This window comes from Pseudomonas sp. TCU-HL1 (assembly GCF_001708505.1).
In the GTDB taxonomy this organism is placed as follows: Bacteria; Pseudomonadota; Gammaproteobacteria; order Pseudomonadales; family Pseudomonadaceae; genus Metapseudomonas.
The window spans coordinates 2,404,827-2,419,723 of record NZ_CP015992.1 but is presented as its reverse complement, the minus strand read 5'-3'; the positions used below and the strand labels follow the sequence as shown (position 1 = coordinate 2,419,723).

Annotated in this window: 14 protein-coding genes; 4 read left to right on the top strand and 10 right to left on the bottom strand. The window is 60.8% G+C overall.

Annotated features, from left to right (window positions below):
* The 5 genes from THL1_RS11150 to THL1_RS11130 form a co-directional block, all read right to left on the bottom strand.
* On the bottom strand, positions 1 to 894 hold the full coding sequence (locus THL1_RS11150; protein WP_069083326.1) for a LysR family transcriptional regulator: 894 nt from the start codon (positions 892 to 894) through the stop codon (positions 1 to 3).
* Positions 895 to 1,144: 250 nt separating this feature from the next.
* Positions 1,145 to 1,579, bottom strand: coding sequence for a cyclophilin-like fold protein (locus THL1_RS11145; protein WP_237234831.1), 435 nt, complete (start codon positions 1,577 to 1,579; stop codon positions 1,145 to 1,147).
* A gap of 150 nt (positions 1,580 to 1,729) precedes the next feature.
* Entirely contained in the window at positions 1,730 to 2,860 is a 1,131-nt protein-coding gene (locus THL1_RS11140; protein WP_202969638.1) for an MFS transporter, read from the bottom strand.
* Between the two features lie 199 nt (positions 2,861 to 3,059).
* Positions 3,060 to 4,238 carry an aldo/keto reductase gene (locus THL1_RS11135; RefSeq protein WP_237234787.1) on the bottom strand — a complete coding sequence of 393 codons (1,179 nt, stop codon included), beginning with the start codon at positions 4,236 to 4,238 and terminating at the stop codon, positions 3,060 to 3,062.
* A gap of 59 nt (positions 4,239 to 4,297) precedes the next feature.
* Positions 4,298 to 5,332: an alpha/beta hydrolase gene (locus tag THL1_RS11130; protein ID WP_069083324.1), complete on the bottom strand. Its 1,035-nt coding sequence runs from the start codon at positions 5,330 to 5,332 to the stop codon at positions 4,298 to 4,300.
* A 154-nt stretch (positions 5,333 to 5,486) separates the two neighbouring features.
* Here THL1_RS11130 and THL1_RS11125 point away from each other — a divergent pair, with 154 nt between their 5' ends.
* Positions 5,487 to 6,383: a LysR family transcriptional regulator gene (locus THL1_RS11125; RefSeq protein ID WP_069083323.1), complete on the top strand. Its 897-nt coding sequence runs from the start codon at positions 5,487 to 5,489 to the stop codon at positions 6,381 to 6,383.
* 155 nt (positions 6,384 to 6,538) lie between these two features.
* On the opposite strand, the gene THL1_RS11120 is transcribed toward THL1_RS11125, so the two are convergent.
* The gene (locus THL1_RS11120; protein WP_069083322.1) at positions 6,539 to 6,880 is read right to left on the bottom strand and encodes a winged helix-turn-helix transcriptional regulator; all 342 of its coding nucleotides are present in this window, start codon (positions 6,878 to 6,880) and stop codon (positions 6,539 to 6,541) included.
* A 99-nt stretch (positions 6,881 to 6,979) separates the two neighbouring features.
* Between THL1_RS11120 and THL1_RS11115 the strand changes: the two genes are divergently transcribed.
* The 3 genes from THL1_RS11115 to THL1_RS11105 all read left to right on the top strand — a co-directional run bounded on the left by THL1_RS11115 (position 6,980) and on the right by THL1_RS11105 (position 9,683).
* Complete coding sequence (locus THL1_RS11115) at positions 6,980 to 7,306, top strand: nuclear transport factor 2 family protein (protein ID WP_069086483.1); 327 nt, start codon at positions 6,980 to 6,982, stop codon at positions 7,304 to 7,306.
* On the top strand, positions 7,306 to 8,085 hold the full coding sequence (locus THL1_RS11110) for an SDR family oxidoreductase (RefSeq protein ID WP_069083321.1): 780 nt from the start codon (positions 7,306 to 7,308) through the stop codon (positions 8,083 to 8,085). The genes THL1_RS11115 and THL1_RS11110 overlap by 1 nt, the downstream gene beginning before the upstream one ends.
* Before the next feature lie 227 nt (positions 8,086 to 8,312).
* Positions 8,313 to 9,683 carry an IS1182 family transposase gene (locus THL1_RS11105; protein ID WP_069083320.1) on the top strand — a complete coding sequence of 457 codons (1,371 nt, stop codon included), beginning with the start codon at positions 8,313 to 8,315 and terminating at the stop codon, positions 9,681 to 9,683.
* Between the two features lie 216 nt (positions 9,684 to 9,899).
* Here the strand turns inward: THL1_RS11105 and THL1_RS11100 are convergent, their stop codons facing one another.
* The 4 genes from THL1_RS11100 to THL1_RS11080 all read right to left on the bottom strand — a co-directional run bounded on the left by THL1_RS11100 (position 9,900) and on the right by THL1_RS11080 (position 14,843).
* Complete coding sequence (locus THL1_RS11100; RefSeq protein ID WP_069086482.1) at positions 9,900 to 10,829, bottom strand: malate dehydrogenase; 930 nt, start codon at positions 10,827 to 10,829, stop codon at positions 9,900 to 9,902.
* Between the two features lie 464 nt (positions 10,830 to 11,293).
* A complete protein-coding gene (locus THL1_RS11095; RefSeq protein WP_069083319.1) occupies positions 11,294 to 11,770 on the bottom strand; it encodes a DUF1348 family protein in 477 nt (158 codons plus the stop codon).
* A gap of 336 nt (positions 11,771 to 12,106) precedes the next feature.
* Positions 12,107 to 14,164 carry a pyridoxamine 5'-phosphate oxidase family protein gene (locus THL1_RS11085; protein ID WP_069083317.1) on the bottom strand — a complete coding sequence of 686 codons (2,058 nt, stop codon included), beginning with the start codon at positions 14,162 to 14,164 and terminating at the stop codon, positions 12,107 to 12,109.
* A 52-nt stretch (positions 14,165 to 14,216) separates the two neighbouring features.
* The gene (locus THL1_RS11080) at positions 14,217 to 14,843 is read right to left on the bottom strand and encodes a glutathione S-transferase family protein (protein WP_069083316.1); all 627 of its coding nucleotides are present in this window, start codon (positions 14,841 to 14,843) and stop codon (positions 14,217 to 14,219) included.
* Positions 14,844 to 14,897 lie beyond the last annotated feature (54 nt).

The window sequence follows — 14,897 nt, the reverse complement described above, 5'->3', positions numbered from 1 at the left end:
TCAGCCGGAGTAGCGCAGCGCATCACGGAACAACGTGAAGGCGGGTGAAGTTTGGCGTCTGCTTGGATAGTAGAGGTGGTACCCCGAGAACAGCTCGCACCAATCCGCGAGCACGCGAATCAACCGCCCCTCGTCGACATGCTTCTGCACCAGGTCTTCAGGCATGTAGGCCAGCCCTAGCCCCTTGAGCGCTGCTTCCATTCGCATGGCAATGTTATTGAAAACCAGTTGCCCCTCGACGCGGACTTTCAGCTCCTGCCCCTTCTTCTCGAACTCCCAAGGGAAGATTCCGCCGTAAGTCGGCATTCGGATGTTGATGCAGTTGTGCTGCATGAGATCGCGCGGGATCTTGGGTTTCGGATTCCGGACGAAGTACTCCGGCGAGCCGACAACAGCCATCTGCATGTCGGGGCCGATGCGCACCGCGATCATGTCCTTGGCAACTTGCTCACCCAGCCGGACACCGGCGTCGTAGCCTTCCGCCACGATATCGGTCAGACCGTAGTCCACGATGATCTCGATGTTGAGATCGGGATTGTCGGGCAGCAGCTTTGCGAGCACGGGTTGCAGGATGGTGATCGCGGAATGCTCGCCGGCCGTGATGCGCAGATTGCCGGCCGGCTTGTCGCGGTACTTGTTAAGCAGACCCAGCTCGCTGTTGATTTCTTCGAACCTCGGGGCGATCACCCGCAGCAGATGTTCACCGGCCTCGGTGGGCGAAACGCTTCGAGTGGTGCGCGCGAGCAATCGGACGCCCAGTCGTTCCTCCAACTGACGCATGGCCCGACTCAAGGCGGGCTGTGACATACCGAGTTTGGCTGCGGCGCGGGTGAAGCTGCGCTCCTGCGCCACGGTCGCGAAGATCGCGAGTTGGTCGAAGCTATCGACGGTCATTTATTCGACCCTGTTATGAGCCACTCGCGATTATGTCACTTGGCATGGGGAATAGAATCGCCACAGGTGTTGCTGACGGTTCCGAGTGTCGGATTCGGGGCGAAAGTCGCTCTGTGCAACTGACTGCTGCTGGTCGACTTCTGCCGGTCACGACCGGCAGAGATCGGCCATAAGCGGATCGAAGCGCAAGATTGCGGTAGCCAGAGCCGTGGGTACTGGCGGCTTCGGCGCTTTTGCATCAACAGAAAAACTAGTCGTTGGTAAACACGACGCGAACATCGCGTCGGCCAAGCATGTGGGCCAGGTCGCTCGGATCGTCGACACGCCCCAGGCGGGTGTATGAGTAAGGCGAACGGAACGTTTCGTAGAAAACCACCAGGGTGTCCGAGCCGTAAAGCATGACGTCACCGTTGTGGATCGTCCCCGGTCGGCTCGCATTCGTGGGCAGCGACTTCGACAGATCGGCGTACTTTTCATTGCCGTTGAGCTCGCTCATGTCCAGCGTCAGCGGCAGTCGTTCAGCGAATGTACGGGCGGCTGCGGTATCAGCCAAGATGATGGTGAAGCGACGTTCACCGACGGTCATCCACATGCGTGATTCCTCCGGTTTCACGGATGCCGCACCGGCATCCTTGGCAGCGACAGCAGGCGACGAAGGCTGGCCGGCTTCGCAGACGCCGAGCATCAGCTGGCCGAGCACCAAGCCTAGTCCACATAGCGTCCGCAGTTTCCGGGCTCGGCAATGGCCGATTTCCATCGCGAAGGGACATTGATCGCCACGACGGGCGCCGAGGCTGCTCATGAACATGGCGTTTCTCCTTGTTCTGCGTATCGCTCAGGCGGCCTGTGACGCTTGCGAGCGTGAGGTCAGAAAGGTCAGCAACGCTGCGAGCAGCAGCACGGCCGCGCTCGCGACGAAGGTGCCCCGGTAGCCGCTGCCATCGAACAGCAGGCCGCCAAGGGTGGAGCCCAGGGCGATGGACAGCTGGATCACCGCCACCATCAGCCCGCCGCCGGCCTCGGCGTTCCTGGGCATCGCTTGGGCGATCCAGCTCCACCAGCCCACCGGAGCTGCGGTGGCCATCAGCCCCCACAGGCCCAGCAGGGCTGCGACGGCCGCGGCCCAGGCACCAAAGGGAATCAGCATCAAGGCGATCACCGCCATCAGCGCGGGAAGGATGATCAGGGTCTGGTAAAAACCCCGCCTCAGGAATGAGCCGATCAGCGTGGTGCCGATGAAGCCGGCCACACCGATGACGAACAGGATGAGTGAGAGCGTGGAAACGCCCACCTGCGTCACCGTTTCGAGGAACGGTCGCACGTAGGTGAACAGGGCAAACTGTCCCATGAAAAAGGCCCCGCAGGCGGCCATGCCCAGCGCGACGGATCGGTTCTTGAACAGCTTGAACACGTTGCCGGATCCCGGCGAGCGATCATGGGCCGTCATGGACGGAAGGCTGGCCCACTGCCAGGCTAGGGCGATCGCCGCCACCGGTACCAGGCAGAGGAATGCGCCGCGCCAGCCAATGACCGACCCCAGATAGCTGCCCAGTGGCGCCGCCACCACGGTGGCCAGCGCGTTGCCGCCGTTGAAGATCGCCAGGGCGCGCGGCACCTGGTGGACAGGTACCAACCGCATGGCCATCGCTGCTGACATGGACCAGAAACCGCCGATCACCACGCCGATGAGCGCACGGCCGACCATGTAGATCAGGTAGTTCGGCGCCAGCGCGACAACAGCGCCGGAGACAGCCATCAGCCCGGTCAGCGTCAGTAACAGCGTCTTGCGGTTCATGCTTCCAGCAAGTCCGGCGATCGACAGGCTGGTCAGTACCGCGAATGCCCCGGAAATCGCGATCCCTTGCCCCGCCATCCCTTCGGTGACATCGAGGTCGGCGGCCATCGGCGTCAGCAGGCTGACCGGCATGAATTCCGAGGCGATCAGCGCGAAGACGCACAGCGACATCGCAAAGACGCCGCTCCAATGTGCAGGCTGCGCCTTGTGTTGCGTGGAAGCAGTGCCCTCAGGGGCGCCATCTACGTGGGATTTCATGAAGTTCCTCGTATGCCCTGAGGCCTATGGAAAACGCCGTGCTCGCTCGATGGAACGAGCACGGCCGTTGGGCGCTGGTTCCAACGGAGGATCACATCGGTTCCGGTCGATCTCAGTCCTTGCCGATTTGCGACATCTGCGTCGCGTTCATCCGGCCGCCATGGACTTCGAGCCGAGAGAAAGCCGTCTCGATCTCGCGAAGGTCTTCAGGCGTGAGGTGAACGTGGATGGCGTTCAGATTCTCGCGGGAGTGGTCCAGCTTGGTCGTGCCGGGGATGGGAACGATCCATGGCTTCTGCGCCATCAGCCAGGCCAGGGCGATCTGAGCGGGCGTTGCCCCTTTCTTTTCGCCAAACGTATACAGAAACGCGAGGATCGGCTGGTTGGCCTGCATGACCTCGGCGCTGAAGCGGGGGAAGTCCGCACGCAGGTCGGCCTTCGGATCGAAGGTGGACTGTGCGTTCAGGGGCAGTTTCCCGGTCAGGAAGCCTTGTCCCAGCGGTCCCCAGGGAACAAAGCCAATCCCCAGCTCCTCACACGTCCGCAGGATACCGTTGTGCTCCGGGCTCCTTTCCATCAACGAGTACTCGGTCTGGATGGCTGCGACCGGTTGAACCGCGTGCGCACGGCGAATGGTGCGCGCACTCGCCTCCGACAGGCCGAAGTGCAGAACCTTTCCTTCCCGAATCAGATCCTTGATCGTTCCTGCCACGTCCTCGATCGGCACGGTCAGATCGACTCGATGCTGGTAGTAGAGATCGATGCGGTCCGTCTTGAGACGCTTGAGCGACTCCTCGACCACCCGGCGGATGCGCTCCGGGCGACTATCCAGCCCGATTGTGCCGTCGATCGCGAAGCCGAACTTGGTGGCGATGGCGACCTTGTCCCGTACCGGCGCCAGTGCCTCGCCAACGAGCTCCTCATTCGTGTAGGGGCCGTAGACCTCGGCCGTGTCGAAGAACGTGATGCCCTGCTCGTAGGCATCGCGAATCACGCGGATACCCTGGGCCTTGTCTGCGGGCGGACCGTAGTTGCCGCTGATGCTCATGCAACCGAAGCCGAGCTCCGACACCTCCAAACCACCCAGCTTTCGTGTCTTCATGGTGTAGGGCTGGCGAGCACCACCTGAGACTGCTTGGGCGGCACCCGGCAGGGCCAATGACACGGTACCCAGGGGCAGCGCCGCACCTGCAGCGGCCATGCCCGCCGCCTTCAGGAACTGGCGTCGCTCAAGGGTCGGTACCAATTCGTCTTCTGCGGCCTTGCCGCCGTCGATGTGTTGCATGTCCATGTTCGAATTCTCCGGAAGGCAGGGGGCAGTTGTTTGTCGCAATCGGTTGGTGAGCGCACTCAGTTCGCGCCAAGGTTCTGCTTGAAGAAGGCCGTCAGCTTGTCGAAGGGAATGAGGCCGACACGGTCGTAGAGGTCCACGTGCCCGGCACCCGGTACCACGAGCAGCTCCTTTGGCTGCCCCGCCAGCCGGTAGGCTTCCTCGCTGAACTCCCGGGAGTGCGCGGTCTCGCCCGTGATGAACAGCATCGGCCGCGGCGAGATCGTCTCGATATCCGATAACGGGTAGAAGTTCATGAACTTCACGTTACTGGTGAGCGTGGGATGCGTGGTCAGTTGCGGCGACGAGCTGGCCGGCGTGAACTCACCACGCGGCGTGCGGTAGAAGTCGTAGAACTCGCGTTGAATTGGGTGCGTGTCCTCGTCCAACTGATGCACCGTTCCGCTGGTATAGGAGATGGCGCCGCCGGCGAACTCCGCATCGCGCTGAGCCACGGCTGCGGCGATGGCCGCCTTACGGTCCTCCACGGAGACGGCATGTCGCAGGCCGTTCCGGTTGGCCGCGCCCATGTCATACATGCTGACCGTGGCGATGGCTCGGATACGGGGGTCGATCTTGGCCGCGCTGATGACGAAGCTGCCGCTGCCGCAGATGCCTATGGCGCCGACACGCTCCTTGTCCACGAACGGTTGGCTACGCAGGAAATCGACGGCCGCGCTGAAATCTTCCGTGTAGATGTCTGGCGAAACCGCATTCCGGGGTTGACCCTCGCTCTCGCCCCAGAATGACAGGTCGATGGAGAGAGTGACGAAACCCTGCTCGGCCATCTTCGTCGCGTAAAGGTTCGCGCTTTGTTCCTTCACCGCCCCCATCGGGTGCCCGACGACAATGGCGGCGTGCTGGACGTTGCGGTCCAGGTTCTTCGGGACGAGCAGGTTGCCCGCCACAGTCATCTGGTATTGGTTCTTGAAGGTGACCTTCTGCATAGTCACCTGGTTGCTCGTGTAGAAGTTGTTCGCGCCGTGGGACATGTCTGCTCCTGCTGCAACCAAGGGACTGATCAACAGCGCCATGAGCGCCAGGATCTTCTTCATAAGGGTTCTCCACTGTAGGAATGGAAGCCGCCCTTCTGGGGTCGGAAGCGGGAGGCCGGATCATTGTCGCCGCAGGCCATATCCCTGATAAGATGATGAATGCTTGTAGGCCCTATTAGCCTCACTAATCAATCAGGTATGCCAGACTAGTTCCATGGCACGACGCAACCTCAACGATCTGCTGGCCTTCGTCACGGTGGCCCGTGAAGGGAGCTTTACCCGCGCGGGCGCTGTGCTGGGGGTTACTCAGTCAGCGCTCAGCCAAGCCATCAAAGCTCTGGAAGAGCGGTTGGAAATACGGCTGCTGACCCGCACCACGCGCAGCGTATCGCCCACCCCGGCCGGTGAGCGGTTGCTCCAGGCCATCGGTAACCGCTTCGACGAGATTGAGGCGGAACTGGATGCGCTCACTGCGTTGCGGGACAAACCTGCCGGCTTGGTCCGCATCACCAGTGGCGATCACGTACTGCGAACCATACTGCAGCCCAAGCTGATGCCGTTGATGCATAGCTATCCGGACATCCAGATCGAATTCGACGTCAGCTACGGGTTTCGGGATATCGTCGCTGATCGCTTCGATGCCGGGGTTCGCCTGGGCGAAAGCATCGACAAGGACATGATCGCGATGCCCATCAGCCCAAAGCTCCGGATGGCCGCTGTCGCATCACCCGTCTACTTCCAGAACCATCCCGTACCGAAGCTCCCGGAGGATCTGACGAAGCATCGTTGCATCAATATCCGTTTTCCCACGCACGGCGGTCTCTACGTCTGGGAGTTCGAGCGCCGCGGTCGTCAGGTGAATGTACGGGTCGATGGTCAAGTGACCTTCAACACCTCTCCGCACATCGTGCTCGCGGCACTCGACGGGCTGGGCGTCGCGTTCCTCCCGGAAGAAGAATTCGCCCCCCACATAGAAGAAGGGAATTTGATCCGAGTGCTGGAAGAATGGTGCCCGCCTTTCTCAGGCTACCATCTCTACTATCCCAGTCGTCGACAGCCATCCCCAGCGTTTGCGCTCGTAGTCGATGCATTGCGAATGCACGGACCGTGATTTCTTCCGGGGCTATATGAGGCATTCGATTCGAAATCTTTCATCACAGAATGCCCGCTCCTGACCGAACGTTGCCGTTGCCAAGAGGCGGCAATTGGGCCGGTAACTGCCGTTTGCCAGCGACCGCTCAGGTGGGGCTGCGAACCTTGGGAGGTTCAACCTACTGGCTTGAGCGTCTCCCGAAGTTCCGCCCATTGCAACAGTGCGTCCAGTGCCGGACAAAGCGCCTGACCCCACTCCGTCATGCGGTACTCCACCTTAGGTGGTACTTGCGGATAAGCGGTGCGATGCACGATGCCATCCGCTTCCAACTGGCGTAACTGCTGGGCGAGCATTTTCTGGGAAATCTCGGGGATTAGCTTTTCCAGCTCGGAAAAGCGTTGCACCTGGCCACCGAAGAGGTGGAACAGGATCATCAGCTTCCAACGTCCTTCGAGTTGCTTGAACACTGCTTCCACTTCGCTAGCCGCAGTAGAGGGCGTATAGATTTTTCTCATATTTCCCTAGCTTACTTTTTCGTGGGTTCTTGCCATCGGGTATGGCCGATAGCGAGCATGTGGATGAAGAAATCCTTGCATCAGCGAGGTGACATCGCCATGAAAATCGAATTGCCTGAACCGCTCGCCAGCTACCTTGCGGCCGAAAAGATTATCGACACAGAGGTGTTAGAGCGCTGCTTCACCAGGGATGCCACCGTGCGCGACGAAGGCCAGACGTACAACGGGTTGGAGGCCATCAAGTCCTGGAAGCAAGCCTCGCAGGCCAAGTATCAATACAGCATCGAACCATTGAGCAGCTCGCAGGAAGGACAGACCGTGACCCTGCTCGCTCGGCTTACGGGGAACTTCCCTGGCAGCCCTGTCGAGCTCACTTACACCGTTGTACTCGTCGACGACAAGATCGCATCCCTGGAGATTCGCTGATGAGCATCGCACTGGAACTCGAAGCTCTCCGGGCGCTGGTCACCGGCGGAACCAAAGGCATTGGAGAAGCCGTCGTCTCCCGACTTCGCGAGGCTGGCGCAAAAGTCCTGACAGCTGCGCGCTCGCGTCCCGAGCACCTGCCCGAGGATCTCTTCGTCTCGGCAGATATCACCACCACCGAGGGTTGTGCCAGCGTTGTCGATGCTGTCCATGATCGTCTCGGCGGGCTCGATATCATCGTTCATGTCGCCGGCGGCTCATCGGCTCCAGCCGGTGGCTATGTGGTGCTCGACGACCAGGAATGGCAACGGGCTCTGGACCTGAACCTGTTCTCGGTCGTTCGCCTCGACCGAGCGCTGTTGCCCATGCTGCTCAAGCAAGGCTCGGGCGTCATCATCCATGTCACCTCTATCCAGCGCCAGCTACCGCTGCCTGAATCCACGCTTGCGTATGCCGCCGCCAAGGCCGCGCTCTCCAACTACAGCAAGGGCCTTTCCAAAGAGGTCAGCCCCAAGGGCGTGCGCGTGGTCAGGGTTTCACCGGGATGGGTGGAGACGGAGGCATCAGTCGCCTTTGTAGAGGAGATTGCGAGGCAGAACGGCACCGATTATGAGGGTGGCCGCCAAATCGTAATGGGCTCACTGGGAGGCATCCCGATCGGACGCCCCGCTAAACCAAGGGAAGTAGCCGATCTCATCGCATTCCTCGTCTCGCCGCTTGCAAGTTCCATTACTGGTACTGAATACGTCATCGATGGTGGAACGGTTCCCACAGTGTGATGCCTTCCTTTAGTTAGCATGAAGTTTGGCAGTGAGCGTGCCCCGTACTAGCTTATTGCCGCCCTTATGAATGAGGCGACAACTAGCCCGACATGGAGGAAAAGTGAAAAAAGTAAGTCCGTATCCTATTGCTTGAGCGTCCGCAGTGGGTCGATTCTGTTGAAAAAGTAGCTGCTACCCCATACCACCGGCAAAATCACGCGTTCAGCGAGCATGGGGTAGGCAGCATGATGGGGCGGTTACCGGGAGGACAGCAGTGCCTGTTCTACTCGTTCGACCTGGAAGAGCACGTCCCGCCCCATCACCTCCTGCGCTGCATCGACCAGTGCGTGGACCTCAGCGATCTGCGCGCCCACCTGGCCGACTTCTACAGCCCCATCGGGCGACCGTCGATTGATCCTGAGTTGATGGTGCGCATGCTGGTCGTCGGCTACTGCTACGGCATCCGCTCCGAGCGGCGATTGTGCGAAGCGGTGCACCTGAATCTGGCCTATCGCTGGTTCTGCCGGCTGGGCCTGGAGGATGAAGTGCCCAATCACTCGACCTTCTCGAAGAATCGCCACGGCCGCTTCCGTGACAGCGGCCTGTTCCGCTGGTTGTTCAATGAGGTGCTGCGGCGCTGCATGGCGGCCGGCCTGGTCAAGGGTGCAGGCTTCGCCGTCGACGCCAGCATCATCAAGGCGGATGCCAGCCGGCAACGTGGCGTAGCGGGAGATGAGGTCGACTGGCGCGATCCGGCGCTCAGCACCCGCGCTGTGCGCAAGTACCTCGAAGCCCTCGATGAGGAAGCGCTGGCCGAAGCCCTGCCCAAGAAGATTTCGCTCATCGATCCGCAGGCGCGGTGGACCGCCGCGCCAGGTGGCCCGGCCTACTTTGCCTACGCCACCAACTACCTGATCGACACTGAGCACGGCGTGATCCTGGATGTGGAAGCCACGCCGGCGCATCGGACCGCCGAGGTCGAGTCGACCAAAACGATGGTGGAGCGCGTCGAAGTGCAGTTCGACCTCACACCAGAACGCCTGATCGGCGATGCCGCCTACGGCACTGCCCCAATGCTGGCCTGGATGGTCGAAGAGAAGGACATCGCGCCGCATGTGCCGGTGTGGGACAAGACCGAGCGCAAGGACGACAGCCTCTCCAGCAACAACTTTCACTGGAATCAGGAGGCCAATGAATACCGCTGCCCAACCGGCAAACCGCTACGCAGTGAATGGCGCGCCTTCACCCAACAGAGAACACGGGTGACCAAGGCCAACACCATCATCTACCGCTCCAGCCGAGCCGACTGCGCCACCTGCCCACTGAAAGCGAAGTGCTGTCCCAATACGCCGATCCGCAAGATCGTGCGCAGCATCCATGAAGCTGCCCGCGACGTGGCGCGACGCATCGCCAAGACGCCGGAGTACCTCCGTTCCCGCTGCGAGCGCAAGAAGGTGGAGATGCTCTTCGCTCACCTCAAACGGATCATGAGAGTCGACCGTTTGCGCCTGCGTGGCCTGACCGGCGCCACTGACGAACTCACCTTGGCGGCGACGGTGCAGAACCTGCGACGCATGGCCAAGCTCTTGCCCCAAGGACCACCGGCCACGGGATAGGTCCGTCTGCGGCGAGCAGAAACCCTCAAATTAACCCGCAAACCTGAGCCTGGAGGCTCAGTGAAAGGCCGAAAGGCAACTTGGAGTGGCTTGCAGCCACTTCGAAAGCTGGAGCACCTGGCCGACTGGCTGCCGCAGAACCGCCCTTTTCAACAGAATCGGCCAGAAGCGGACGTTTAGAGTAGAGAAAATAAATCTGTCCCCTTTTCGGCCCGCTCACAAAGCATTCATTTCAGCAATATCACGCACCACCTGATCTGCAGAGCGGTCGAACATCGCCTGCTCCTGCGCATCCAGAGACAACTCGATCACCCGCACAACCCCCTCCTCTGCCAGCACACAGGGGACACCCATGGCAATACCTGTTCGCCCGTACTCGCCCTCGAGAATCGCGACCGCCGGCAAAATGCGGTTTCGCCCATTGGCGATAGCATCCACCATCTGTGCAATTGCCACGCCCGGCGCATCGCAGGCGCTCCCCAGCTTCTTCAAACCCAGAATCTCGCCGCCACCCTGACGTGTGCGCTCCACAATCCGCTCTATCTGCTGACTGGACAGGAAGTGAGACAGCGGCACCGAACCGACCGCACAGTATCGCATCAGCGGCACCATGCTATCGCCATGCCCTCCCAGCACCAGCGCCGTGATATCCCGAGCAGAAAACCCTGTCTCCTCGGCAATGAAACACTTCATGCGCGCTGTATCCAGCACCCCCGCCTGCCCGAACACCCTGTCGCGTCCCAGCCCACTGAGACACCAAGCCCGATAGGTCAGCACGTCGACCGGGTTCGACACCACCAACACCGTCGCCGCCGGAGCATGACGATTAATATCCAGCATGATGCTATCGAGAATTGGCAGATTGATACTCAATACATCCTGGCGCGACTGACCAGGCTTGCGGGGCACACCCGCCGTAATCACCACCAGGTCAGAATCCTGCAGCAATTCGGCATTGGACCCGCCGTAAACCCGGGTATCAGAACCTGACTCAACTGCCGCCTGCCAGACGTCCAGCGCCTTGCCCTGTGCCAACTCACCCTGCACATCAATCAACATCAACTCACGACAGAACTCTTCCCGGGCGATGATCTGAGCCGCCGCCTCACCCACCATACCGACACCCACAATTGATAGCTTGTTCACCTCACACCTCCCCGCGGCGCGCGCCACCAGCAACACGCCCACCTTTGCAGAGAAGTATTACCCGCTAATGCAAAAAGGCCACCCGAAGGTGACCGAAGCCGTCGCTAATGGGCAGTCCTAGGACATCTCCCCTGCCGACGTTTGCTGGGCAAGTCAGAGTTCGAAAATGGCCTGGCGCAAAGCCGGTCGAAAAGAGGACAGATCTATTTTTCCTACTCTAATGTCCCCTTTTGGCCGATTGCTGTCCGTCATGACCGGCTGCCTTGGGTCGGTTTCTGCCGGTTACGACGGGCAGAGATCAGCCAAAAGCGGACGCTCGCGGGCGTTGCAGAGGGCAAACGCGATCCTAATTCAGCCTCGCGTGATCAACCGATTCGAAGATTAAAAACCGCCAACCCTGCACCACGTTAAATAGCAGCAACGTCAGAGTTGGCACACATGGCCACGCATCCGTCATAGGGACATTACAAACCCAGCTCCGATAGGCCTGGGTGGTCATCAGGGCGACGTCCAAGCGGCCAGCGGAATTTCCGCTCCGCCTCGGTAATAGGCAGGTCGTTGATGCAAGCAAATCGATGTGCCATCAAGCCGTTCTCGGCGAATTCCCAGTTCTCATTGCCGTAGGAGCGGTACCAGTTGCCGGAGTCGTCATGCCATTCGTAAGCATAACGGACAGCAATCCGATTCGCAGTGAATGCCCACAACTCCTTGATCAGGCGGTACTCAAGCTCCTTGTTCCACTTACGAGTGAGAAATGCCTCGGCCTCGGCCCGGCTGGTGGTGAACTCTGCACGGTTACGCCACTTAGTGTCAGGGGTATAAGCGAGAGCCACTTTGGCAGCATCGCGGCTGTTCCAACCGTCTTCGGCCAGCCGGACTTTGAGGATGGCGGTCTCGCGGGTGAAGGGCGGAACCGGTTGACGAACTTCGGACGTAGACATGGCGGTTGCTCCCAGTGGCAAAGGGGAATGGGGAATGGGGAATGGGGAATGACGCTGCTCAGTTGGCCGATAAAACGCGACTCAAGCGGGTGGAATGGTGGGCGGTCGTTCGCAATGCTCGCCACAAGCTCGAGAGGCGGCCGGCCGACTCATGCGTCGACTCTTCAAAGAGACTGTCAGGGTGCTCGAGCGCGGCGACTAACTGTGGCAGCAGAAGGTTCGCCTCCCACTCCATTGCATCAGCGCCCCACGACGACATAGACGAGTCGTCCCACGCCAGAAGCCGGTCCGTTTCCCAGCTACAGAAAGCTGTTCTGTTCATCTCAGGGCTCCTCGCTAAAGATCAAGGACTAGGGGGTGTGGGGTGCCCTCGGTTTGCGCTGGTACGGCGCAGCAGATCAGCACCTTGTCGCCGTCCGGCAACTGCGCCGGTGGATTGGTGTAATGCACGGAGCCACTGATCAGCCGCGCGGCGCAGGTCCCGCATGAGCCGCCACGGCAACTGAACTCGGGCGTCAGGCCACGGCTTTCGGCCAGTTCCAGCAGGCTTCCGCTGTCGGGCTTCCAGCGCGCCTCGGTGGCAGATGCCGAGAAATACACCGGCACCGGCACTTCGGCCGCCGGTGGCTGCGCCAATGTCGGTGGCTGTTCAGTTTCCGAGCGGCGCAACGCAGAGGGGCCGAATGCCTCAGCATGGATGCGATGATCCGGTATGTTCACCCCACGTAGACCGTCGTACATGTCCTGAAGAAATCCGGCGGGGCCGCACAGGTAGAAGTCATAGTCATCCAGCGGCAGTCGTGCCTTGACCTGGGCAAAGGCCAAGCGGCCTGCCACCTGGTAATCACGGTCGAGTACCGCCTCGGTGCCGGGATTGCTCAAGGCACGGTGGATATGCAGCAGCCCGGCCGAGCGCTGCAGCAACTCCGCCAGCTCCAACTGAAATGGCAGGCCCTCCAACGTTCTTGCGCTCTGGAACAGATGTATCTGGCGTGCCCTCTGGTGTTGCTGGTTTTGCGCGACCAGCTCTCGGGCCATCGAGATCATTGGGGTGATGCCAACGCCGGCACCGATCAACACCACCGGTCGTTCGTTTTCATCAACCAGGGTGAAACTACCCAACGGCGCCCGCACCTCCAGCAGATCACCCACCTGCACTTTCTCGTGCAGGTGGCGCGAGGCCTTGCCCTGCAGTTTCACGCTGATGCGAATATGCCCATCGGAAGGTGCGCTGGAGACGCTGTAGGTTCTGACCAGAGCTTCTTCCCCTGTGAGCACAATGCGCATCGGCAAGTGCTGGCCTGGGGCGAATGGCACGACGGCGCTGTCCTGGGGTTCCAGATAGAACGAGCTGATATCGCTGCTTTCCTGCTGTACACGTGCGACGCGCCATTGCTGCCATTGCCGGCGTTGTTCGTACTGTCGCATACGCTCATCGGCTTCATCCCAGGTGCCGGTCGCCAGGCTGGTGGGGGCGTAGTCGTGAAACTGCCAGCGAATCGCCACGGCGGCCGGACGCAGTACCACGTTCTCAACATCGACAGTCCAGAGGCGCTCCGCGCCTTCGAAGGACTTGATCAAGGGACTGTCCAGCAGCAGCTCGCTGCGCCCGCTGAGTTGCAGCATGTCGCCGGTGGCAAAGTCGATGAAAAGCAATCCGGCGATCGGGTTGGTATGCAAGTTCCCCAGGGTGTTGAAGAACAGGTTGCCGGCGTAGTCGGGAATGGTCAGGCGATTGCCGTCGACCTTGACGAAACCGGCACGCCCGCCGCGATGGGAGACGTCCACGGAGCGGTTGTGGGCGTCATGATCGACATAGCTGGCGATGAAGAAGGTGTCGGCCGCTCGAATCAGAGCGCTGGTGTAGTCGTCCAGGGCATTGAAATCCTGGCGTGGCGCCTTGCCGTTTGCCGGATCGGCAACACGCGTGTAGGAACGCTCCTGAATGTATTTGGGACAGTTGCCGTAGGAGTGCTCGACCGACACTTCGAGCCCCTCTGCCGAGATCTGCTGGATCACACCATTGATGCGATTGCGCCGCCGCGTATGCAGTTCAATCCCGAGCATACCGATGGCATTGCCTGCTTGCAGGCCATAAGCCGCCGGATCTTGCGAATCGGGTTCGACGGCCAACAGCAGGTGCTGCGGATCAGCGGACGTGACAAAACCTTCCGGGCCTTCGAGCAGGGTGGCCCAGGGGCGACCGTCCGCATCTACCGCCCCGACTACCATGAATGGCAACTGGTGATAGAACTCTCGGTGCTGGTCGGGCATGTAGTCGCGAATGACTTTCTGCCCGATCACTTGCATCCGTTCAGAGGCATGAACGACCTCCTGAAGCGCCCTCTCGCCAGCATGCCAGGGGGATTTTCGGTGCTTGGGCAGATGGTCCATGGCTGGCGCTCCTTGGGAGAGCTGCCGGTGCACCCGGCAGCATGGTTGGTATTCAGCTGGCTTGCAGACCCACGGCAGTGCGCTGCATGGGCACGAAGCCTGGCAGTGTCTCGATACGTTGCAGCCAGGCACGCACATTCGGGTACGCCTCCAGCGATACATTGCCTTCCGGAGCGTGGGCGATGTAACTGTAATTGGCCACATCGGCGATGCTGGGCTCGGCTCCCGCCAGGAATGGGCTGGCGCTGAGTTCGGCTTCCATCACCTTGAGCAGGGCGTGGGCGCGGGCGATGACCTCGTCGGCATTGAATGCCGCACCGAATACCGTGATCAGCCGCGCGGCGGCCGGGCCATAGGCCACCTGGCCGGCGGCCACCGACAACCAGCGCTGGATGCGTGCCTCGGTGAGCGGGTCTTGTAGCTGCCAGCTACCGCTGCCGTATTTCTTCGCCAGGTAGACCAGGATCGCGTTGGAGTCGCTGATCAGGGCGCCGTTGTCGTCAATCACGGGCACTTGGCCGAAAGCATTGATAGCCAGGTACTCGGCTTTTTTGTGAGCGCCGTTCGCCAGGTCGACAAACACCAACTCGGTGGGCAGGTTCAGCAGCGAGAGGAACAGCTCGACGCGGTGGGAATGGCCGGACAGTGGGTGGCGATACAGCTTGATGGCGTTTGGCATGGCGATGGCTCCGTAGTGGGTCGTGGGAATCAACGCAGCTGCAAACCAGGTTGG